The organism is Glycomyces artemisiae, assembly GCF_003002955.1.
Lineage (GTDB): Bacteria > Actinomycetota > Actinomycetes > Mycobacteriales > Micromonosporaceae > Glycomyces > Glycomyces artemisiae.
This window is the reverse complement of record NZ_PVTJ01000008.1, coordinates 29,114-50,392: the sequence shown is the minus strand read 5'-3', so window position 1 is coordinate 50,392 and position 21,279 is coordinate 29,114. Positions and strand designations below refer to the sequence as shown.

19 protein-coding genes are annotated in these 21,279 nt (G+C 73.4%); 11 read left to right on the top strand and 8 right to left on the bottom strand.

The window, feature by feature from the left end:
• Position 1: 1 nt before the first annotated feature.
• The gene (locus B0I28_RS19530) at positions 2-916 is read left to right on the top strand and encodes an NADP-dependent oxidoreductase (RefSeq protein WP_106365532.1); all 915 of its coding nucleotides are present in this window, start codon (positions 2-4) and stop codon (positions 914-916) included.
• Positions 917-923: 7 nt separating this feature from the next.
• Here B0I28_RS19530 and B0I28_RS19525 read toward each other — a convergent pair whose 3' ends face one another.
• Together B0I28_RS19525 and B0I28_RS19520 are read right to left on the bottom strand one after the other, a co-directional pair.
• Positions 924-1,910, bottom strand: a complete 987-nt coding sequence (locus tag B0I28_RS19525) for an aldo/keto reductase (protein WP_106365531.1) — start codon at positions 1,908-1,910, stop codon at positions 924-926.
• Positions 1,911-2,032: 122 nt separating this feature from the next.
• Complete coding sequence (locus B0I28_RS19520) at positions 2,033-3,049, bottom strand: zinc-dependent alcohol dehydrogenase family protein (RefSeq protein WP_106365530.1); 1,017 nt, start codon at positions 3,047-3,049, stop codon at positions 2,033-2,035.
• A 151-nt stretch (positions 3,050-3,200) separates the two neighbouring features.
• On the opposite strand from B0I28_RS19520, the gene B0I28_RS19515 reads away from it, so the two are divergent.
• Positions 3,201-4,196, top strand: coding sequence for a helix-turn-helix transcriptional regulator (locus B0I28_RS19515; protein ID WP_106365529.1), 996 nt, complete (start codon positions 3,201-3,203; stop codon positions 4,194-4,196).
• Here the strand turns inward: B0I28_RS19515 and B0I28_RS19510 are convergent.
• Positions 4,080-4,748 (bottom strand): TetR/AcrR family transcriptional regulator, encoded by a 669-nt coding sequence (locus tag B0I28_RS19510; protein ID WP_106365528.1) that lies wholly within the window; start codon positions 4,746-4,748, stop codon positions 4,080-4,082. The genes B0I28_RS19515 and B0I28_RS19510 overlap by 117 nt on opposite strands.
• Before the next feature lie 87 nt (positions 4,749-4,835).
• Between B0I28_RS19510 and B0I28_RS19505 the strand changes: the two genes are divergently transcribed.
• The 4 genes from B0I28_RS19505 to B0I28_RS19490 are packed head-to-tail and all read left to right on the top strand — an operon-like array spanning position 4,836 to position 9,500.
• A complete protein-coding gene (locus tag B0I28_RS19505) occupies positions 4,836-5,795 on the top strand; it encodes an alpha/beta fold hydrolase (protein WP_106365527.1) in 960 nt (319 codons plus the stop codon).
• Positions 5,792-7,546, top strand: a complete 1,755-nt coding sequence (locus tag B0I28_RS19500; RefSeq protein ID WP_106365526.1) for a hypothetical protein — start codon at positions 5,792-5,794, stop codon at positions 7,544-7,546. The genes B0I28_RS19505 and B0I28_RS19500 overlap by 4 nt, the downstream gene beginning before the upstream one ends.
• Positions 7,547-7,594: 48 nt before the next feature.
• Complete coding sequence (locus B0I28_RS19495) at positions 7,595-8,437, top strand: class I SAM-dependent methyltransferase (RefSeq protein ID WP_219926867.1); 843 nt, start codon at positions 7,595-7,597, stop codon at positions 8,435-8,437.
• A gap of 10 nt (positions 8,438-8,447) precedes the next feature.
• Positions 8,448-9,500, top strand: coding sequence for a hypothetical protein (locus tag B0I28_RS19490; protein ID WP_106365525.1), 1,053 nt, complete (start codon positions 8,448-8,450; stop codon positions 9,498-9,500).
• On the opposite strand, the gene B0I28_RS19485 is transcribed toward B0I28_RS19490, so the two are convergent.
• The 4 genes from B0I28_RS19485 to B0I28_RS19470 are packed head-to-tail and all read right to left on the bottom strand — an operon-like array spanning position 9,497 to position 13,746.
• Complete coding sequence (locus B0I28_RS19485) at positions 9,497-10,528, bottom strand: SDR family NAD(P)-dependent oxidoreductase (RefSeq protein ID WP_106365524.1); 1,032 nt, start codon at positions 10,526-10,528, stop codon at positions 9,497-9,499. The two genes, B0I28_RS19490 and B0I28_RS19485, sit on opposite strands and share 4 nt — an antisense overlap.
• Positions 10,529-10,547: 19 nt before the next feature.
• Positions 10,548-11,825: a hypothetical protein gene (locus B0I28_RS19480; protein ID WP_106365523.1), complete on the bottom strand. Its 1,278-nt coding sequence runs from the start codon at positions 11,823-11,825 to the stop codon at positions 10,548-10,550.
• Positions 11,822-13,057, bottom strand: a complete 1,236-nt coding sequence (locus B0I28_RS19475) for a sensor histidine kinase (RefSeq protein ID WP_106365522.1) — start codon at positions 13,055-13,057, stop codon at positions 11,822-11,824. The genes B0I28_RS19480 and B0I28_RS19475 overlap by 4 nt, the downstream gene beginning before the upstream one ends.
• On the bottom strand, positions 13,057-13,746 hold the full coding sequence (locus tag B0I28_RS19470; RefSeq protein WP_219926866.1) for a response regulator transcription factor: 690 nt from the start codon (positions 13,744-13,746) through the stop codon (positions 13,057-13,059). Before B0I28_RS19470 ends, B0I28_RS19475 begins: the two co-directional genes overlap by 1 nt.
• 113 nt (positions 13,747-13,859) lie before the next feature.
• Here B0I28_RS19470 and B0I28_RS27995 point away from each other — a divergent pair, with 113 nt between their 5' ends.
• Genes B0I28_RS27995 through B0I28_RS19450 form a run of 4 tightly spaced genes read left to right on the top strand, consistent with a single transcriptional unit; the run spans position 13,860 to position 18,695 of the window.
• A complete protein-coding gene (locus B0I28_RS27995) occupies positions 13,860-15,167 on the top strand; it encodes a glycosyltransferase family 2 protein (RefSeq protein ID WP_181245866.1) in 1,308 nt (435 codons plus the stop codon).
• Entirely contained in the window at positions 15,164-15,943 is a 780-nt protein-coding gene (locus tag B0I28_RS19460) for an MTAP family purine nucleoside phosphorylase (protein ID WP_106365520.1), read from the top strand. Before B0I28_RS27995 ends, B0I28_RS19460 begins: the two co-directional genes overlap by 4 nt.
• Before the next feature lie 47 nt (positions 15,944-15,990).
• The gene (locus tag B0I28_RS19455) at positions 15,991-17,136 is read left to right on the top strand and encodes a trans-sulfuration enzyme family protein (protein WP_106365519.1); all 1,146 of its coding nucleotides are present in this window, start codon (positions 15,991-15,993) and stop codon (positions 17,134-17,136) included.
• Between the two features lie 56 nt (positions 17,137-17,192).
• The gene (locus tag B0I28_RS19450) at positions 17,193-18,695 is read left to right on the top strand and encodes a molybdopterin-dependent oxidoreductase (RefSeq protein ID WP_219926865.1); all 1,503 of its coding nucleotides are present in this window, start codon (positions 17,193-17,195) and stop codon (positions 18,693-18,695) included.
• Here the strand turns inward: B0I28_RS19450 and B0I28_RS19445 are convergent.
• Positions 18,682-19,881: an MFS transporter gene (locus tag B0I28_RS19445; protein ID WP_106365518.1), complete on the bottom strand. Its 1,200-nt coding sequence runs from the start codon at positions 19,879-19,881 to the stop codon at positions 18,682-18,684. The genes B0I28_RS19450 and B0I28_RS19445 overlap by 14 nt on opposite strands.
• Positions 19,882-19,986: 105 nt before the next feature.
• Between B0I28_RS19445 and B0I28_RS19440 the strand changes: the two genes are divergently transcribed.
• The gene (locus B0I28_RS19440; protein ID WP_106365517.1) at positions 19,987-20,565 is read left to right on the top strand and encodes a TetR/AcrR family transcriptional regulator; all 579 of its coding nucleotides are present in this window, start codon (positions 19,987-19,989) and stop codon (positions 20,563-20,565) included.
• The last annotated feature ends 714 nt before the right edge of the window (positions 20,566-21,279 follow it).

Genomic DNA, 21,279 nt, shown 5'->3' with positions numbered 1-21,279 from the left:
CATGAAGGCCGTCACCGTCACCGACCCGAACGCCGGCACCGCCGGCATGACCCTCGGCGAGCGGCCCGAGCCGCACGCCGCGGAGAACGACGTGGTCGTCCGCGTCCGCGCCTCCGGGTTCACGCCCGGCGAGCTGACCTGGCCGGGCACCTGGACCGACCGGGCCGGGCGCGACCGCACCCCGAGCATTCCGGGGCACGAGCTGGCCGGGGTCGTCGCGTCGCTCGGGTACGGGACGACCGGGCTCACCGTGGGGCAGCGCGTGTTCGGGCTCGCCGACTGGACCAGGGACGGCACGCTCGCCGAGCTGGTCGCCGTCGAGGCCCGCAACCTCGCGCCGCTCCCGGCCGACGTCGACTTCACGACCGGCGCGAGCCTGCCGATCTCCGGGCTCACCGCGTGGCAGGGCCTGTTCGACCACGGCCGCCTCCACACCGGGCAGAGCGTCCTCGTCCACGGCGCGGCGGGCGGCGTCGGGTCCGTGGTCTCCCAGCTCGCCCGTGAGGCGGGCGCGCACGTCATCGGCACCGGCCGCGCCGCGGACCGGGCGGCGGCGCTCGAATTCGGGGCCCACGAGTTCCTGGACCTCGAAGCCGACGACCTCGGCGACGTCGGCCAGGTCGACCTCGTGTTCGACGTCATCGGCGGCGACATCGGCGCGCGCTCGGCCGCGCTGGTGCGCCCCGGCGGCGTCCTGGTCACCATCGCGGCCCCGCCGGAGGTGCGGCCCGCGGAGGGCCGTGCGGTGTTCTTCGTCGTCGAGGCGGACCGGGCTCAGCTCGCCGAGCTCGCCGCCCGCGTCCGCGACGGCCGCCTGCGCACCCGCATCGGCGCGGTCCACCCGCTGGAGGACGCCGTCAAGGCGTTCAACCCGACGGCGCGCCCGACCGGGAAGACCATCATCACGATCGGGTGAGGCGCCCTCAGAGGTTGGTCATCTTCTCCATCGCCTCGGAGTAGCGCCCTCCCTGGATGCGGACCTGGGACGCGGCCCGTTCGATCGCGTCGAGGTCGTCCTTCGTGAGGTCGACCGACGCGGCGCCGAGGTTCTCGGCGAGGCGCTCGGGCCTGCGGGTGCCCGGGATCGGGGCGAGCGCTTCGCGCTGGGCGAGGAGCCAGGCGAGGGCGATCTGCGCGGTGGTCGCGCCCTTGGCGGCGGCGATCCCGGCGAGGAGGTCCACGAGGACCCGGTTCGCTTCGCGCGCTTCGGCTCCGAAACGCGGGATGCTGTTGCGGATGTCCCCTTCGGCGAAGGTCGTGCCCGCGTCGACGGCGCCGGTGAGGAAGCCCCTCCCGAGGGGGCTGAACGGGACGAGTCCGATGCCGAGCTCGTCCAGGACCGGCAGGACCTCCTCCTCGGGGCGGCGCCACCACAGCGAGTACTCGCTCTGGACGGCGGCGACGGGCTGCACGGCGTGGGCGCGGCGGATCGTCGCCGCCGAGGCCTCGGAAAGTCCGAAGTGGAGGACCTTGCCTTCGGCGATGAGCTCCTTGACGGTTCCGGCGACGTCCTCGATGGGGACGTCGGGGTCGACCCGGTGCTGGTAATAGAGGTCGATCCGGTCGGTGCCGAGCCGCCGGAGCGAGCCCTCGACGGCCTCGCGGATGTGCTCGGGCCGGGAGTCGGTGCCGTTCGAGTCCCCTTCGGGCCCGATGTCGAACCCGAACTTGGTGGCGACGGCGACCCGGTCCCGCACGGGCGCGAGCGCCTCGCCCACGAGCTCCTCGTTGACGTAGGGGCCGTAGACCTCGGCGGTGTCGAACAGGGTCACGCCCTGGTCGACCGCGCTGCGGATGAGCGCGATGTGGTCCTCGCGGGTGCCCGAGGTGCCGTAGCCGTCGCTCATGCCCATGCAGCCCAAGCCGATCGCCGAGACCGTCAGTCCGTCGCCGAGTGCGCGCTCCTGCATCGCGGTTCCTTTCCGTTGCGGTTGTCCATGAGTACCAGGCGGACCCGTCGCCCCCGGTGCCGGGCCGCCGATGTTCCGGCGCATCAGGTCAGTGCCGTGCGGTTGCGCCCCTTCGCGTCCGGCTACGGCCGGAGGAGGACCTTGATGGCGCGGCGCTCGTCCATGGCCTTGTAGCCCTCGGCGACGTCGGCGAGCGGCAGGGTCAGGTCGAAGACCTTGCCCGGTTCGATCTCGCGGCGCCAGATCAGGTCGATGAGGTCGGGCAGGTAGCGGCGCACGGGGGCGGGGCCGCCGTGGAGGTGGACGCCGGAGAAGAACAGCTCGTCGCCGGGCAGGGCGACGCCGTGGGCGACGCCCACGTAGCCGACGTGCCCGCCCGCGCGGGTCGCGTGGATGGCCTGCATCATCGACTCCTGCGTGCCCACGGCCTCGATCGTCGAGTGGGCGCCCAGGCCGCCGGTGAGCTCCTTGACCCGGGCGATGCCGTCGGCGCCGCGCTCGGTGACGATGTCGGTGGCGCCGAATTCGAGCGCGAGCTTCTGGCGGTCGGCGTGGCGCGACATGGCGATGATCCGCTCGGCGCCCATCTGCTTCGCGGAGAGCACGCCGAGGAGCCCGACGGCGCCGTCGCCGACCACGGCCACGGTCTTGCCCGGTCCGGCCTGGGCGGCGTCGGCGGCGAACCAGCCGGTGCCGAGCACGTCGGAGGCGGCCAGCAGGTGCGGGATCAGGTCCGGGTCGGGCGTCCCGGGGGTGGCGACGAGCGTGCCGTCGGCGTTGGGGACGCGCGTCAGCTCGGCCTGGGCGGTGCCCATGAACTCGCGGTGCACGCAGTGGGACTGATACCCGGCCTTGCAGATCTCGCAGGTGTTGTCGGAGGTGGCGAAGGAGCCGACGACGAAGTCGCCGACTTCGACATTGCGGACGTCCGCGCCGATCTGCTCGACGACGCCGACGTACTCGTGGCCCATCGGGTGCGGCTCGCCGACGGGCTCGACGCCCCGGTAGGGCCACAGGTCGGAGCCGCAGACGCAGGTCGCGGCCAGGCGGATCACGGCGTCGGTGGGCGCGGTGAGCGCGGCGTCGGGGCGCTCCTCGAAGCGGATGTCGCCGGGCGCGTGGATGACGGTGCCGTACATGTTCGATCTCCTCGGGTCTCGGATCGGGTCGGCCGCGGCCGACCCGCACATCATCGATCAAAGCGCGGCTGCGCGCCTGGTGGAACGCACTATCGAGAGGTGTACTGAGAGGGCACCTCTCGGGGGCGCGGGGCGGCGTAGCGTCGGTCCCGTGGACTACCGGGACGAAGTGCGCGAGTTCCTGACCTCGCGGCGAGCGAAGCTCACCCCCGAGCAGGCGGGCCTGCCCGCCGGATCGAACCGCCGCGTGCCCGGACTGCGGCGCGCCGAGGTCGCGGTGCTGGCGAACGTGAGCGTCGAGTACTACGCGCGCCTCGAACGCGGCGGCCTCGCCGGTGCTTCGGACACGGTCCTCGACTCGCTCGCGCGGGCGCTGCGGCTCGACGAGGCCGAGCGCTCGTACCTGTTCGACCTCGCGAAAGCGGCCGGGCGCGCCCCGCAGGCGCGGCCGCGGCGGCGCGCGACCAAGAACTGGACGCCGCGGCAGAGCCTGGTCCAGCTGCTCGACTCGATCGGGTCCCCGGCGATCGTCCGCAACGGACGGCTCGACATCGTCGCCGCCAACCGGCTCGGGCGGGCCTTCTACGACGACATCTTCGCGAGCGCCGAGCACCCGCCGAACTTCGCGCGGTTCTGCTACCTCGACACCGAGCGGTCCCAGCGGTTCTACCCCGACTGGACGACCGCGGCGGACATCAACGTCGCGATGCTCCGCACCGAGGCGGGCCGCGACCCGCACGACAAAGGCCTCCAGGACCTCATCGGCGAACTCTCCACCCGCTCCGAGGAGTTCCGGACCCGCTGGGCCGCAAGGAACGTGCGCATCCACGGCAGCGGCCGCAAGCGCGTCCACCACACCGTGGCGGGCGACCTCGACATGACGTACGAGGAGCTCGAACTCATCGCCGAACCCGGCCTGGTGCTGCTCGTCTACACCGCCGAGCCCGCCTCGCCCTCGTACGAGCGGCTGCAGCTCCTCGCGAGCTGGACCGGGACCGAAGCGCAGCCGCGGGTGGAGGAGCAGGCCTCCTTAGCCGACCAGTCCGGAGAGGAGCTTGGCGAGCGCCGCGGTCCGCCGCTCCTCGGCGGACCCGGGGGGCTCGGCCAGGTCGCCCAGCAGCTCGGTGATCCGCGGGCGCTCCCCTGACGCGGCGACGTGCCCCAGGTAGGCGGCGGCGTGCCGGGCCCGGTTGCCGGCGGCGCGCTCGTTCATCGCGAAGGTGGCCACGACGGCGTTGAGCAGCGCGTAGACCTCCAGCTTGGCGCGGCCGTCGCCCGGCCGGTCGGCGAGCAGTCCGAGCACGTGGTCCAGGACCGCGACCGCGTTCGGGCCGAGCGAGGGGCGGGTGAGCACCAGCTCGGGCAGCCACTCGTGCCGGGCCATCACCCCGTGCAGGCCCTCCCCCACGGCCACGAGGTCGTCGACGAGGTTCCCGGTGGGCTCGGGCAGCTCGATCCCGGCGGCGGTGGCGTCGACCATGAGGTCGAGCAGGTCGTCGCGGCCGGAGACGTAGCGGTACAGCGAGGCCGCGCCGGTGCCCAGCTCCTCGGCGACGTTGCGCATCGAGACCGCGTCGAGCCCGCCCCGGTCGGCGACCGCCAGCGCGGCGGCGGTGATCTCCGGGCGGCTGCGCACGGCGGGCCGTCCGGTGGCGGCCCGTTCGGGGCGGAGCCAGATCGGCTCGTCGTAGTCGGCCACATCACTCCTTCGTCGTTTGCGAACAGTGTACCCGAAGGCCTAGACTTCGGGAACACCGTTCGCGAACCCCGATCTACAGGAGGAGCCATGAACCAGTCCCAGTCCCCCGCCCCCACCGGATACGCCGACAACGGCGGCGTCCGGATCGCCTACGAGGACCTCGGAGGGGCGGGCGGCGAGCCGCTCCTCCTCGTCATGGGTTCGGCGGTCACCAGGTTCTGGTGGCCCGAGGGCCTGGTGCGGGCCTTCATCGACCGCGGCTTCCACGTGGCGGCCTTCGACAACCGCGACTCGGGCCAGTCCACCCACTTCCCGGCCGCGAAGGCGAAGCCGGTGACCGCCCTGTTCCGCAAGGAGGTCCCGGCCTACACGGGCGAGGACGTGGCCGACGACGCCGCGGCGGTCCTCGACGCCCTCGGCTGGGACAGCGCGCACCTGTTCGGCCACTCCAACGGCGGCCTGCGCGCCCAGCGGATCGCCCTGCGCCACCCGGCCCGGGTCCGCAGCCTCGCCTTGTCGGCGAGCGTGTCCTCCGACGCGGGGAACCTGAAGCTCCTGCGCTACATCCGCTTCGGGTTCGTCGCCAAGATGTCCAAGCTCAAGTTCCCCGACACTCCGGAGGGCGACCTCGCCCTGAGCATGGCCGTCTCCCGCGCCCTCGCCTCCCCCGGCTATCCCTTCGACGAGGCCGAGGCCCGCTCCCGCGTCGAGAAGGACGCGGGCAGCCCCGTCCGCGACCCGAACTCGATGGGCCGCCAACTCGGCGCCCACTGGTCCGGGCCCCGGCTCGACGCGATCCACGTGCCCACAGTGGTCCTCCACGGCGACAGCGACCAGCTCCTGCGCACCAGCACGGCAAGGGACCTCGCCGCATCGATCACGCACGCCCGCCTGGTCCTGACCCCGGGAGTCGGCCACGATATCCCCGGCCCCATGTACGGCCGCTACGCGGAGGAGGTGAAGAGAAACGCGGATGAGGCCCGGTTGCATGCGGCGTTATACTCTGCGGCTATGGGATACAACGAAACGAGCCCCACCATCCGATGACGGCGACCGGCGAGCGCAATGCGCTCGACCCCGAGCCCATCCAGAGCCGCCTCCGGGCGCTGCTCGAGCACCACTCCGACGGACCGCTCCCTGATGCGGCACTCCGCGAGATCCGCGCCTCGATCGCTATTAAGTACAGGTCGCGACCTCCGTCGACCGGAACGCTGAAAGAGCGGGCGCGGCAGCGCGAAGCCGAGTACGCAGCAGCGCGAGCAGAACTCATCGAGTCGATCCGCACCACCGATGCGACACCGGACGGCCTGCGGGACTTCGGCAAGCATGTCAGGAACAGCGTCGGCCCGGCCACCCTCGCCTCCGATATGGAGGCCGCGGAGTTCACGATGGCACCCGGCACGATCCGGGCCATTGCCGAGCACCTGCTCGACACCGGCACGAGCATCGCTGAGATCTGCATCGGTGTGAACCTGCTGTCGCTCGCACCTCGCGACGGGGACGGCGAACGGATCCGGATCTTCATTCCGCTGGGCCGAAGGATCGAAGGGACCGCGATCAAGGCGCTGGAGCGTATCGGGCGGTCCGGGCCGCATCTGGCCTGGGCGGCCGAGCGGACTCCGGTGTACCGCCGCTGGCACACGGTTCGGGCGATCCGGGATTTGCCGGAGCAGGAATTCAGCGAGCTGCTCTATGCTCTGCCAGTGAAGCAGTCCGCGGACCTGGTGCAGATGTTCAGCGCGCTTGACCGCAGACCCGAAGGGTTCCAAGGCGACCAGCGGTTCGCCCGCATCCTGCGCGACGCGGCCCGGCCGGGTGCGCTCGGGGTCGAGCCGGAGACGCTCGCGCTCGCGGCGCAACTGTGGGACGAGGTGCGGTACGGCCGCTGTGCCCTGCTCGGGTTCGCGCCCGGGGAGCGGGAAATGACCGCTGCGGGAATCCAGGCGCTGCTGGTGTCGCCGGAGGCGTCTGCTTCGGTCGATGCCGCACTGGCCGCCACACCGGACGATCCTGACCTGGTCTGGTTGCGTACGCAGCTCAACCGGGCGGGGCACAGTGACCTGCCGCTGCCCCGGGGGTTGGCGGTGCGGGTGAGTGTGCCGCGGCCGAGCGCTGCCGCCCAGCCGCGGACGCACCTGCTGCTCGACGGCGTGCCGCTCGTGGAGGCGCACTTCCAACGCGGCCACTCGGACAGGCCGGAAACGGTGCTGCACGACGGGCTCGGTCTTACGGCGCTCGCGGAGCCGCGCGACGTGAAGATCGGCGACACGGGCTGCGTCGAGGAGTGCTGCGGAGCGTTCCGGGCGGTGATCAGCCGCCATGACGGCCTGGTGGAGTGGGAGGTCCGCGACACCGGCCTGAAGGATCCGCTGACGGCCCGGTTCGCCTTCGACGCCGACCAGTACGACGCCGAGGTCGCCAGGGCCGCAGCCGATTTCGACTGGGAGTGGCCCGCAAAACGAGCCGCGCGGCTGCTGCGGGAGCGGATCGGGGCCGAGCCGGAGCTGATGTCGCGCTGGGAGTGCGAGCTGGCGTGGACCGGCTCATGGTCACCGGATCGATCCGAGATGCAGTACTCGTTCTACTACCCGAAGCGGCCGTCCGAAGACGGCCCTTGGGTGCAGTTCTCCGCGTCGTGCGCAGTGCCGTACGTTCCCGAGGTCGACGACGCTGCCGTGACAGGGGTCGTGGACCGCATCATCGCGGACCTGAAAGCCACGGATCCGAAGTCGACGGCCCGCCTCTCCGGCGGATCGAAGGAGTATGCCGAAGCGCTCGGCTTCCCCTGGCCGCCTTAGCGCCCTAATGCGATTGCCGCCGGGCCGGTGCCCGAGCAGACTGGCCCGGTGACGATCGCCTACGACCCGCCCGCGCTCGACGGGGAGACCCTCGACGCGCTGCTCTACGACCACCTCAACGAGTGGGGCCAGAGCGACCAGTTCTACCTCGACCTGGTCATGGCCGCCGAACGCGTGCTCGACGTCGGGTGCGGCACGGGGACGATCCTGCGCCGCGCCCGCGCCGGGGGCCATGCCGGGCGGCGGGTCGGGATCGACCCCGACCCGGCAATGCTCGGGCAGGCGCAGGAGTCCGACGCCGCGGAATGGGTGCTCGCGCCCGCTTCGGCGGCCGCATGGGACGCGGAGTTCGACCTGGCGATCATGAGCGGCAACGCGTTCCAGTGCCTGCTGGACGACGCTGACACCGTTGCATCGCTGACCGCGGTCCGCCGCGCCCTCACCGACGGCGGCAGGTTCGTCTTCGACACCCGCAACCCGGCGGCGAAGGCGTGGCGGACCTGGACGAGCGCCGAGCCGTACCGGTTCACCGATCCGCTCGGGGAGCCGATGAGCGTCGTACAGGAGGCGGGCGAGCCCGACGGCGAGGGCGTGGTCCGGCTCGACGCGTACTTCAGCGCCTCATATTGGGACGAGCCGTTGCGAGCGAGCTGCGGCCTGCGGTTCACCGCCCCGGACCACCTCGACCGGCTCCTGGAGGCGGCGGGCCTCGCGGTCGAGGCGCGCTTCGGGACCTTCACCGGGGCCGCCTTCGACCCGGACTCCTCGGGTTCGATCATCACCGTGGCGACACCGTTCGGCCGCAAGGGGTTACGACTGCGGGCGGGCGCGGGCGACGGGGCGCTCGAAGTACGCTCAAGTCGGTCGAATCGCCCCACCGACACCCCTTGAGAGGGAAGCCTTGTCGCAGCAGCAGCTCCTCCCGCCCCCGGTTGACTGGATGCAGCTCAGGTACGGCGCCGTACCCGTGCCCGCGGGGCCGGGCGGCGCTTACGCACCGCCGGTGCCCGGCGGGTCGTCGCCGATGGCGTTCACGATGCGCAAGCCGCGCAATGTCGCGTGGGTGCAGACGCTCCTGTGGGTCTTCGCGGCCGTCACCGCCGTCGTGGACCTCTTGACGGCGATCGTGATGACCCGCGACTTCCACCCGCTGAGCCTCGCCGGACTCGCCTACGCCCTGTACGCCACCATCCAATCGCTGGTCACCCCCATGCAGATCGGCCGCGGCAAGCGCTGGGCCTGGGTCTGGGCCCTCACCAGCGCCGTCATCGGATTCGTGCTGGCGGTCGGGACCACGATGGCGGGGATGACGCTGGTCCGCATGGCGCCGGGCGTGGTTCCGTTCGCGGCGGTCGTCGGCGTGCTCTACCTGGTGCTCATCCTGCTGCTGTGCTCGAAGCCGTTGCGCGAGTGGATGCTCATGCACCGCGCGCAGCGCGGTCAGGCCCGGATGGAGGGCGCCCCCGGGCCGGGCATGGCGCTCAGCGCCGTGTACCGGAGCCCTCAACGGACGATCGAGCGGCCGCGCTCACTCTCGTGGGCGCAAGTGGTGTTCTGGATGGTCGCGCTCATGCCGCTGGCCTGGGCCGTGACGGGCGTGTGGGCGGTCGCTGCGACTGCGGCGCTCGCGGCGCTGGCGCTGACGTCGTCGATCGGCCTGAACCGGGGGCGGTTCTGGGCGCGTGTGTTCACGCTGGTGTGGCTCAGCGCAGTCGGGATAGCGAGCGGCGGCGCGATCGTGCCGGGGGTGCTGCTGGCGACCGGCACGTTCGGAGTCGGCGGGGTCGAGATGCAGGCGGGCATGGCGGTGGCGCTGTCGTTCGGACTCGGGTTCGTGCTGGCGTGCATCGCGTTCGGGCTCATGTTCACGACCGGGGTGCGGCGCTGGACGCCGCCCGCGGAGCTGGTGCTGGTCTTCCGCGAGGCGGCGGTGCCGCAGCAGGTCGCGCGTTAGCGGAGCGGGGCGTGGGCGAAGGCGGCCATGCCCTCCGCGAAGCCGATGGCGGCGCGGAAGCCGAGGCGGTCGGCGGCGAGGTCGGGTGAGGCGACGATGTGGCGGACGTCGCCGAGGCGGTAGTCGCCGGTCACGACAGGGGCCGGGGCGTCAGGGAAGCCCGCGGTGAGGGCGGCGGCCATGTCGGCGATGGTGTGGGGTTCGCCGGAGGCGATGTTGCAGGCGCCGGTCCAAGTGGAGTCGAGGGCGGCGAGGTTGGCGCGGGCGACGTCGTCGACGTGGACGAAGTCGCGGGTCTGGGCGCCGTCTTCGAAGACGCGCGGGGCCCGGCCTGATTCGAGGGCGCTGCGGAAGATGCTGGCGACCCCAGCGTAGGGGGTGTCGCGGGGCATGTGGGGGCCGTAGACGTTGTGGTAGCGCAGGGCGCAGACGGTGGCGCCCGATTCGCGGCCGTACAGGGTGGACAGGTGCTCGGTGTGGACCTTGGTGGCGGCGTAGACGTTCCGGGGGTCGAGCGGGGCGTCCTCGGTGACCGGGGCCCAGGCGAGGGCGGCGGCGCAGGCGGGGCAGCGGGGGTCGAAGCGGCCCGCGTCGAGGTCGGCGGCAGTACGGGGCGCGGCGCGGACGTCGCCGTGCGCGGGGCAGCGGTAGCGGCCCTCGCCGTAGACGACCATCGAGGAGGCGACGACGAGGCGGCCGGCGAAGGAGCGCCGCCACAGGGCCCGCAGAAGGTTCGCGGTGCCGCCGTCGTTGTCGGCGACGTAGGCGGAGACGTCGTCGAAGTCGACGCCGAGGCCGACGCGGGCGGCCTGGTGGCAGACCGCGTCGACGCCCTCGACGGCGCGCCGGACGGCGTCCTCGTCGGCGAGGTCGCCGACGATCAGCTCCGCCGAGTCGGGCAGGTAGTCGGGGGTGTGCTTGTGGGCCGCAAGGGAATCGAGGACGACCACGTCGTCGCCGCGGGCGGCGAGGTGGCGGCAGACCGCTCCGCCGATGAACCCGGCGCCGCCGGTGACCAGTACGCGCATTGATGAGCCTTTCGGTGGTTCACCACTGCACCCGCAGTGCGGCGGCGAGGACGACGGCGACCCCGAGCTGGACCGCCAGCCACGCGCGGGGGCGCGGGAGGGCGCACCCGGCGAGGAGGACGAGGGGCATGAACGGCTGCCAGATCCGCTCGGTCTCGGCCGAGGACATGCCCGACAGGTCCGCGACCGCGACGGCCGCGAGGCACGAGCCGACGACAATCCACATGCGGCGGTCGCGCAGCCGCGACAGAGCCACCGCGATTGCCGGGCCCAGTGCCAGCGCGAAGACCGCGAGGTTCGCGAGCAGGAAGTACCAGTACCCGCGGATCGCGGCCACGCCCGCGTAGTAGCGGACCCGCGTCGTCTGGAGCCCTTCGAGCCACCAGTACCCCCACAGCAGCGGCGCGAGGACCACGGCGGCCGCGAGCGCGCCGCCGCCGAGGAGCACGCCCCAGCGGCGGCGCCATACGGCGACGACCAGGACCGGGAGAGCGAGCAGCGCAGCGGAGAACGACAGCATGAGGGCGGCGCCCGCAAGGAGCCCTCCGGCCGCGGTCAGGGCGGCGGCGCGGGGGCCGGTGCGGTTCGTGGCGAGGATCAGGCAGGCGACGGCCGCGAGCGTGACGCCCGCGAAGATGAGGTCGGCGGTGTTGTGCCAGTACGCGGCCGGGGCGATGACGAGGAACGGGGCGGCGCGGCGGGCGAGGCGCTCGCCTGCGACGTCGCGGCCGATCGCCAGTGCGGCGAGGACCGCGGCGGCGACGCCGAGCTGGATCACGGTGTTCTGGAACAGGATGCCGGAGAGGCCGAGTTTCTCTGCGCCCCAGAAGAAGAGGACAAGGCCGGGCGGGTGGGACTGGAGGTGGACCGGGTAGACGCCGTCGAGCTGGAGCTGCGTGTAGTGCGCGAGGAACGCGCCGGGGCCGCCCGCGTCGTCCACCAGGTGCGCGTTGCTCGCGTAATGGTGGTCGAGGTCGGTCCAGGTGCGGGGGTGGGAGTGGGCGACGGTCAGGGAGAGGCTGAAGGCGACCGCGGCGAGAGCGGTCGCAAGCGCGGTCCACCGCCAGCGCCAGCGGGCCGCGGCAGCCGGGAGGAACGCGATGAGCAGGGCGCCCACGGCGACCGGGGCAAGGAGCGTGGCGTCGAAGTGGGGCTCCCAGCTGCCGAACAGGGGCATCGCGCCGAGCTGGTGGCGGCCTTCGGTGACGTTGAGTTTCACTTGGCCGAGGACCCAGGCGAGGGCGAGGAGCAGGGCCCAGCCGGTGAGGACGGCGGCGGTCCGGGCCTTGGCCGTCACCGGCGCGCCCCGGCGGGGAGGCTGATCGTGAAGCGGCAGCCGCCCGCGGTGTTGGCGACGGTGACGGTGCCCGCGTGGGCCTCGATGAGGCCGCGGCTGATCGCGAGGCCGAGTCCGCCGCCGCGCTCGTCGCGGCGGCGGGCCTCGTCGCCGCGGAACGCGATGTCGAAGACGCGGGGCAGGTCGGCGTCGGGGATGCCGCCGCACTGGTCCTGGATGGACAGGACGGCGGCGCCGGGGGCGGCGGCGGCCTCGATGAGGATCGTCCCTCCGGCGGGGGTGTGGCGGATGGCGTTGTCGAAGAGGTTGTCGAGGGCGCGGCAGCATTCGCGGGCCGAGACCTCGGCGGCCGGGAGGGCGGCGAGGCGTTCGACGACGCGGACGCCTTTCAGGTCGGCGGCGGCGCTGGCCCCGGCGAGGGTGTCGGCGACGGCGTCGCGCAGGTCGACCTGCTCGCGGCCGAGCCGCAGGGAGCCGCTGTTGATGCGGGAGAGCTCGAAGAGGTCGTCCACGAGCGCGGAGAGCCGTTCGGCGTCGGTGCGGATCTGGGCGTGGTAGCGCTTGACGGCGGCGTCGTCGTCGACCACGCCGTCGTCGAGGGCCTCGGCCATCGCGCGGATGGTCGCGAGCGGGGCGCGCAGGTCGTGGGAGACCCAGGCGATGAGTTCGCGCCGTGAGGATTCGAGGGCGCGCTCGCGCCGCTGGGACTCTTCGAGGCGCCGGGAGACGTCGGCGAGTTCTCCTGCGAGCGCGGCGAGTTCGCCGGGGCCGGTGACCGCGGGGGCGAGGCCGGCGGCGGCGTGCCCGTCGCCGTCGACCATGGTGCGCGCGTACGCCCCGACCTGCTCGGCGCCCGCACCGATGTCGTCGCCGAGCTGCCAGGCGGCGCCGAACGCGACGCCGGAGGCGACGATGAGGACCACGAACAGCAGCACGAGGTCGTGGTAGGAGATGAACATCGCGAGCGCGGCGGTGACGACGCCGGTGGCGGCGACGAGGACCGAGGAGAGCGCGACGGTCATGGTCTGGACGCGGGCGCCCCGGCCGCGGAGCGCGCGGAGGACGACGCCGCCGACGGCCCCGGCGACCGCGGAGGCGACCGCGGCGGTGGCGACGAGGACGGCGATGTCGCGCGGCGGGAAGTCGAAGGCGACCGCGAGGGCGGTCGCGGCAGCGAGCGCCACCGCGAGGATCAGCAGCGAGCCCGCGCGCCGGTTCGTCAAGCGCCGCATCAGGGCTCCCACCGGTAGCCGACGCCGCGGACGGTGGTGAGGTGGCGGGGCGCGGAGGCGTCGTCCTCGATCTTCTCGCGCAGGCGCCGCACGTGGACGGTGACGGTGGAGGTGTCGCCGATGCTCCAGCCCCACACCGTTTCGAGCAGTTCCTCGCGGCGGAAGGCCCGCCCCGGGTTGGTCAGGAAGCACACGAGCAGGTCGTACTCCTTCGCCGTGAGGTCGAGTTCGGCGCCGCCGCGGACGGCGCGGTGGGCGACGGTGTCGACGGCGACGCCGCCGCCGGTGAGGACCGCGGGCGCCGGGGCCTGGGGCGCGGCGCGGCGCAGGACGGCGCGGACGCGGGCGGCGAGCTCGCCCGGGGAGAACGGCTTGGTCACGTAGTCGTCGGCGCCGAGGTCGAGGCCGGTGATGCGGTCGGTCTCCTCGCCGCGGGCGGTCAGCATGACCACGGGGATCGCGGTGGCCTCGCGCAGGCGCTTGCACACCTCGAAGCCGTCCATGCCCGGCATCATCAGGTCAAGGACGACCAGGTCGGGGAGGGTGGCGAGGGCCCGTTCGAGGCCGGTGGCGCCGTCGGGCGCGTAGTCGACGTCGAAGCCGTCGCGGCGCAGGTAGCGGGCGACGACCTCCGCGAGGGCGGGGTCGTCGTCGACGACGAGGACGCGCGGGTCCACTCGGGAGGTCATGGTGCAACGATGCCCGATCACGCGGCGGTCCGTCATGCGACCTGCCGAGACTTTCGCGAACCGTAAGGATCGAGCGGGCCTGGGAGGGCCCGCGCGCCACTAGCATCGGCCCCATGCAGCGGACCCATCTCCTCGTCGTGGCGAAAGCCCCGGTCCCGGGCCGGTCGAAGACCCGGCTCACGCCGCCGTTGACCCCCGAGGGGGCCGCGGAGGTGGCGGAGGCCGCGCTCGCGGACACGCTGGAGGCCGCCGCGGGGTGCGGGGCCGACCGGCTGCTGCTCGCGCTCGACGGCGAGCCCGGCCCGTGGCTGCCCCCGGGGTTCGAGGTGTTCGCGCAGGTCGACGGCACGTTCAACGAGCGGCTGGCGGCGGCGTGGGCGCACGTGGAGGGGCCGGGGCTCCAGATCGGCATGGACACCCCGCAGGTGACGCCGGAGCTCCTGGACGCGGCGCTCGCGGTGGTCGCCGAGGGCGCGGACGCGGCGCTGGGCCTCGCGGAGGACGGCGGGTGGTGGGCGCTGGGCCTGGCCCGGCCGCACCCTGAGGCGTTCGCGGACGTGCCGATGAGCACCGGCGACACGGGCCGGCTCCAGCGCAAGCAGTTGGAGGCGCTCGGCCTGGAGGTCGCCGACCTGCCGGTGCTGCGCGACCTCGACGACGCCGGGGACGCCCGCGCGGTCGCCGTGCTCGCGCCGCGGACGCGCACGGCCGGGCGCATCCGGGACCTGCTGGGCGCCAACGCAGTCGATGTGGTCCTGCCGGTCCTGGACGAACGCGACGCGATCCCGTGGGTGCTGGAGCGGATGCCCGAGGGGTACCGGCCGATCGTGGTCGACAACGGCTCGACGGACGGGTCCGCGGAGGTCGCCGCGAAGCTCGGCGCGCGGGTGGTGGCCGAGCCGCGCCGCGGCTTCGGCGCCGCGTGCTTCGCGGGGCTCGCCGCCGCGACCGCGCCGGTCGTGGCGTTCATGGACTGCGACGCGTCCCTGGACCCGAAGGACCTGCCCGCGGTGTGCGGGCCCGTCCTCAACGGCGACGCCGACCTGGCATTGGGCGCAAGGAAAGCCAGCAGAGGCGCGATGCCCCTGCACGGGCGCCTCGCCAACCGGTACCTCGCGCGGCAGGTCCGGCGCACCTGCGGCGCCGCCGTCACCGACATCGGGCCGATGCGCGCAGCCCGCAGAGAAGACCTCCTCGCGCTCGGCACCGCCGACCGCCGCTCCGGCTGGCCCCTCGAAATGGTCCTGCGGGCCGGGCTCGACGGGTGGCGGATCGCCGAACTGCCGGTCCCCTACCGGCCCCGCACCGGCCGCAGCAAGGTCACCGGCACCGTCGGCGGAACCTTCCGCGCCGTCAAGGACATGCGCGCGCAACTGGCACGGGCCAGAGCCGCCGCGAACCTGAAGAGGAGTCACCAGTGAACGACCGTCCCCGCGCCGATATCGGCGTCTTCGGCGGATCCGGCTTCTACACCCTTGCGGCGCAGGCCGAGACGTGGGACATCGCGACCGACTGGGGCCCGCCCTCGGCCCCCGTCGCCATCGCGGAGACAGCCGGAGTCCGCGTCGCGTTCCTCCCCCGCCACGGCGCCGGGCACCGCCTCCCGCCCCACAAGGTCAACTACCGCGCCAATGTGGACGCCATGCGGCAGCTCGGCGTGCGGGCCCTCGTCTCGCCGTTCGCGGCCGGGTCGCTGCGGCCCGAGATCCGCCCCGGCGACTTCGTCGTCTGCGACCAGATCGTGGACCGCACCTGGGGGCGCGAGTCCACCTTCCATGACGAGTTCACGGACGGGCCCGTGCACATCCCGTTCGCCGAGCCGTACGACCCGCGCCTGCGCCGCGTCGTCCTCGACGCCGCCGCCGAAGTCGGGGTGACCGCGCACGACGGCGGCACCGTCGTGGTCGTCAACGGCCCGCGGTTCTCCAGCCGCGCCGAGTCGCGCTGGCACCGCGAGTCCGGCTGGCACGTCGTCAACATGACCCAGTGCCCCGAAGCGCCGCTCGCGATGGAGGCGGGCATCCCGTTCGTGGGGATCGCCCTGGTCACCGACTACGACGCCGGACTGGACGAGGACCCCGGCGTCGAGCCGGTCAGCCAGGACGCCGTGTTCGCGGTGTTCGAGGCGAACCTGCACAAGGTGAAGGAACTGCTCGACGCCGCGATCCCGGCGCTGGCGGACGTAAGCGAAACGTAAGGACGAATCGTGGAACTCAGGACGCCCGCGGCCGTAGCCTCAGCCGCATGAGCGACACACGAAGGTTCGCGACCCTCGCCGTCCACGGCGGCGAGCCGCGGCCCGCCGCGGGCGGCTCGGTGGTCTTCCCGGTCTTCCAGGGCACGGTCTTCGAGACCGACCCGGGCGGCGGCGTCGGCGACGCGCCCTATTCCAGGCTCGGCACCAACCCGACCCAGCGGCACCTGCACCGCAGGCTCGCCGCCCTCGAAGGCGCGGAGGCTGCCGTCGCGACCGCCTCGGGCATGGGCGCCATCACGACCGCGCTCCACAGCGTCCTCGCCACGGGCGACCACCTCATCGCCGCGGGCGACTTCTACGGCGGCACGCTCCAGTTCCTCACCGAGCACGCCGCGCGCCTCGGCTGGTCGTTCGACCTGGTCGACCCCGGCGACCCGGACGCGTGGCGCCGGGCCCTGCGCCCGTCCACGAAGGCGCTCCTCACCGAGTCGATCACCAACCCGCTCACCGCGGTCGGCGACCTCGCCGGGGCCGCCAGGTTCGCGCGCGAGCACGGCCTGACGTCCCTCATCGACAACACGCTCGCCACGCCGGTCGTGTTCCGGCCGCACGCGGTCGGCTTCGACCTGGTGTGCCACTCGGCGACCAAGGCGCTCAACGGCCACTCCGACCTCACCGCGGGCGCGGTCACCGGCTCGCGCGAGCGGATCGCGCGCGTCGCCGCCGTGCTCGGCTCCTACGGCGCGAGCCTCGACCCGCACGCCGCGTTCCTGCTCGCGCGCGGTCTCAAGACGCTCGCGCTGCGCGTGCAGCGCCAGAACGAGAACGCCCAGGCCGTCGCCGAGCTCCTCGCCGCTCATGCCGCGGTCGCCGCGGTCCGCTACCCGGGCCTGCCGCAGCACCCCGACCACCGGCGCGCGGCGGCGCTGTTCGACGGATTCGGGTCGGTCGTCACGTTCCGCCCGGTCGGCGGCGCGCCCGCCGCCGAGGCGATCGTCAAGGCGCTGCGGCTGCCGTACGCGGCGCCGAGCCTCGGCGGCGTCGAGTCGCTCGTGACCCGGCTCCGCCTCGACGGCGCGGCGCACGGCATGTCGGGCGAGGTCGTGCGCTTCTCCGCGGGGATCGAGGCCGCCGAGGACCTCGTGGAGGACTTCGCGCAGGCGCTCGCGCAGTCGCCCGCGGCCCTTGTTTAGCGGAACGTAAGCACCGCCGCCGGGCATCCGGGCCCGAAGCGGTTCAAGATGGAGGGGTGAACACCACGCATCACGCACCGCCGCGCTCCTGGGCCGCCGCCGGACTGCTCGCCACCGTCGCGGGCCTCGCAATCGGGCACCTCGCCGCCGCGCTCTACGAGCCGCGGTCGGCGCCCCTGTCGGCCCTGTCGGACGCGGTGGTCGCCGTGGTCCCCCTCGAAGTGTCGCACTGGTTCATCGAGCTGGTCGGCACCCTCGACAAGCCGCTGCTCATCGCCGGGCTGCTCGTCGGCATCGCCGTCGTCGGCGCGGGCGTCGGGGTCCTGTGGCGCACGCGCCCGTGGCCCGCGCGGATCGCGGTCGCCGTGCTCGCGCTCGTCGGCGCCGCGGCCGCGTTCACGCGGCCCGGCCTCGGGGTCGAAGCGGTCGTGCCGTCGCTGCTCGCCGGGGCCGTGACGATTCTCGGCCTCCAGTTGTGGGGCAGCAGGTCCCAGGCCGAGGAGTCCGGGCGGCGCGGGTTCCTCATGGTGCTCGGCGGCGTGGCCGCGGCCGGGTTCGCGGCCTCGTGGTGGGCCGGGCGGTCCGGGCCCGCCGGGGTCGAGGCGCAGCGCGACGCCGTGAAGCTCCCCGAAGCCGACGTGCCCGCCGTCGAACCGGGGCCGGTCGCCGACTTCGAAGTGGACGGCCTCGCGCCGTACCGGGTCCCCAACGGCGACTTCTACCGCATCGACACCGCGATCACCGTCCCGCAGGTCGACGTCGACACCTGGACGCTGCGCGTCCACGGCATGGTCGACAAGGAGCTCACGTTCACGTTCGACGACCTCCTCGGCCGCGAGCTCATCGAACGGGACGTCACGCTCGCGTGCGTCTCGAACCAAGTGGGCGGCGACCTCGTCGGCAACGCCCGCTGGCTCGGCGTGTCCCTCGCCGACCTCCTCGCCGAGGCCGGGCCCGACCCCGCCGCCGACCAGCTCGTGTCCCGGTCCACCGACGGGTGGACCGCCGGATCGCCGACGCAGCTCGTCTTCGACGGCCGCGACGCGATGATCGCCGTCGGCATGAACGGCCAGCCGCTCCCCCTCGACCACGGCTGGCCCGCACGCCTGGTCATCCCCGGCCTGTACGGGTACGTCTCGGCCACCAAGTGGCTCACCGAGCTCGAACTCACCACATTCGACAGCTACGACGCGTACTGGATCACCCGCGGCTGGTCCGAGCCGCGCCCGATCAAGACCCAGTCGCGCATCGACACGCCCAAGAGCAAGGCGGGGACGGGCACCGTGGCCGTCGCCGGGGTCGCGTGGGCGCAGCACCGCGGCATCAGCGCCGTCGAACTGAAGATCGACGGCGGCGAATGGCTGCCGTGCGAGCTGTCCGACGTCGCCACCGGCGACACCTGGCGCCAGTGGCGCTACGAATGGGACGCGCCCGAAGGCGACCACACGCTCACCGTCAGGGCCACCGACGGCGAGGGCGAGGTCCAGACCAGCACCGTGCAGGGCGTCATCCCCGACGGCGCCACCGGCCTCCACACCGTCGACGTCACGATCGGCTGAGCGAGGAGGCCGTCTCCCGCTCCGCGGGCGCGGCCTTGCGGGCGGCCGGGGTGATGAACGCGGCGGCCAGGACCAGGACGAGCACGGCGATGAGGGCCGAGCGCAGCCCGTAGTGCTCGCCGAGGAAGCCCAGCACGGGCGGGCCGACGAGGAACGCCACGTACCCGACGGTCGCGGCCAGGCCGACGCGGGCGGCCGTGTGCTTGCCGGAGTCGCCGGCCGCGGAGATCGCGACGGGGAACCCGAGCGAGGCGCCCAGGCCCCACAGGATCGCGGCGGCCGCGGCGACGATCTGGTTGTCCACGAACACGACCAGGGCCATCCCGGCGGCGCTGACGACGGCGCTGGCGGCGAGGACCGCGACGCGCCCGTACCGGTCGACGAAGCGCCCGCCGATGAACCGGCCGACCGTCATGGCGGCGGCGAAGACCGCGAAGACCGCCGAGCCGAGGGCGGCGTCGAAGCCGTGGCCGTCGACCATGACCAGCGGGAGCCAGTCGTTCGCGGTGCCCTCGGCCATGGCGAGGGCGAGGATGATGCCGCCGATGAGCAGCAGCCGCACGTCCTTCCACACGGCCGGGCGCGGCGCGCGCTCGGCGGTGGCGGCGAGGACGCGGCCGACGCCCGAGGGGACGGGGCGGATCGCGACCGCGAGCCCGGCGACGACGAGCGCGGCGGCGATCCACAGGTGCGCGACGACGGGGAACGCGACGGCGGTGAGGACCATGCCCGCGGTGGCGCCGACGACGGTGCCGAGGCTGAAGAAGCCGTGCATGAGCGGCATCGCGGAGCGGCCGAGGAGGCGTTCGACCTCGGCGCCCTCGATGTTGAAGGCCACCTCCGATCCGCCCATGCCGCAGCCGAAGAGGCCCAGGCCGACGGCGACGGCGACCCCGGAGCCGAGCTGCGCGCCGGTGCCGATGACCCCGGCCCCGGCGGCCATGGCGAGGGTCCCGGCGATCATCACCGGTCGCGTGCCCCAGCGGGACACGAAGGACCCGGAGCTGAGGATGCCGGTCATCGAGCCGATCGAGAGGCCGAAGAGGATGAGGCCCATCTGCGCAGTAGAGGCACCGACGAGGTCGCGCACGTCCGGAGTGCGGGTGACCCACGAGGCGATGGTGATGCCCGGCAGGAAGAAGAGCGAGGACAGGGCGTTCCTGCGGGTGCGGACGGAAGCGGTCACGGAGGGCTGCCTTCTCGGGGACGAGGACACAAGTCTGTACAACCGTACACACTTCCGGAGGCGGGGGAACCCGGCCGGACCCGCGGGCTGTGGCAGATTGATCACATGGCAGGAACACGGCGCGAGGTCCCCAACGACCCCGGGCGCAGGGAGCGGATCCTCGACGCCGCGCTCGACGTCGTCGCCGAGTCGGGCGTCCACGGGACCACCCACCGGCGCATCGCAGCCCGCGCCGGGGTGCCCCTCGGGTCGCTCACGTACTACTTCGAGGGCTTGGACGGCCTGCTCGTGCAGGCGTTCGCGCGCCTCGCCGACGCCATGTCGGCCCACTACCGGGCCACGCTGGAGCGCGCCGCGACCCGCGAGGACGCCGAGGCCGCGGTCGTGGAGCTCATCTGCGGCCCCGAGTACGCGACCTCCCGCGAGATGGCGCTCATCTTCGAGATGTACGCCTACGCGAACCACCACCCGGAGGCCATGGCGATCATGCGGGCGTGGCTCCTGCGCAGCCGCGAGAGCCTGAAGCTGCACTTCCCCGAGCACGTGTGCCTCGCGCTCGACGTGCTCATCGAGGGCTGGCCGATCCACCGCTCCGTCGAGCGCGCCCCGCTGGACCGCGGCCTCGTGGCGGCCACGGTCCGCGCGATCGTCGGCACCCTCGACCCGGAGCCTCAGGAGCACTGAGCACCGCACCTGGACCTGTAGATGTCGGGTCCGATGGCCTGCTGCCGTAGTGGGGTTCGGGTGGTGTTGCGGTTCACCCGGTCAGCGACGACGAGGTGACGAACGGCCCCGGGGCGTGCCGCCGAAGCGGGGTCGCGATCGGGTCGGGGTTCGGGCGGGCGGCGACGGTGGGGTGTGGGATCGGTTCGGCGTGTATCGCCGGGCTGGGGCGGCGATGAGGTTGCGGTTCGGGCGGTCAACGACGGCGGGGCGCGGGGTCGGCTCAGGGGTGCGCTGCCGGGTTGAGGCGGTGATCGGGCTGAGGCTAGTGCGGCAGCGACGGCCGAGCGCGGGGTCGGCTCGGTGTGCGCGACCGGGGTGGGGCGGGTTCGGGTGCCTGTGGTGGCGGCCTGATTGCGGGGGCGCGGCACCGACAGCGGATGGGTGTGCGTGTGCGGTGTGGTCGTGGTGGGCATGAGGTGTCACCTCCTTCGCGGCTGCGGTCTCGTCGAACCCATTGGCCTCTGGCCCTGGTCGGGGGCCTTTCTGCGGGCGTCGGGTGCCGGTGTCGTGCCGGTCCTCGGCGGTGCGGCCTTCCTTTGTCTCCCTTGTTCCTCCCGCCTCCGGTCCTCCGGTCCTCCGGTCCTCCGGTCCTCCGGCCTTTCACCCCCGGTCCCGGTCCCGAATTCGGGTGCCGGTCCCGGTCCTGGTTTCGGGATCGGTTCGGGTCCGGGG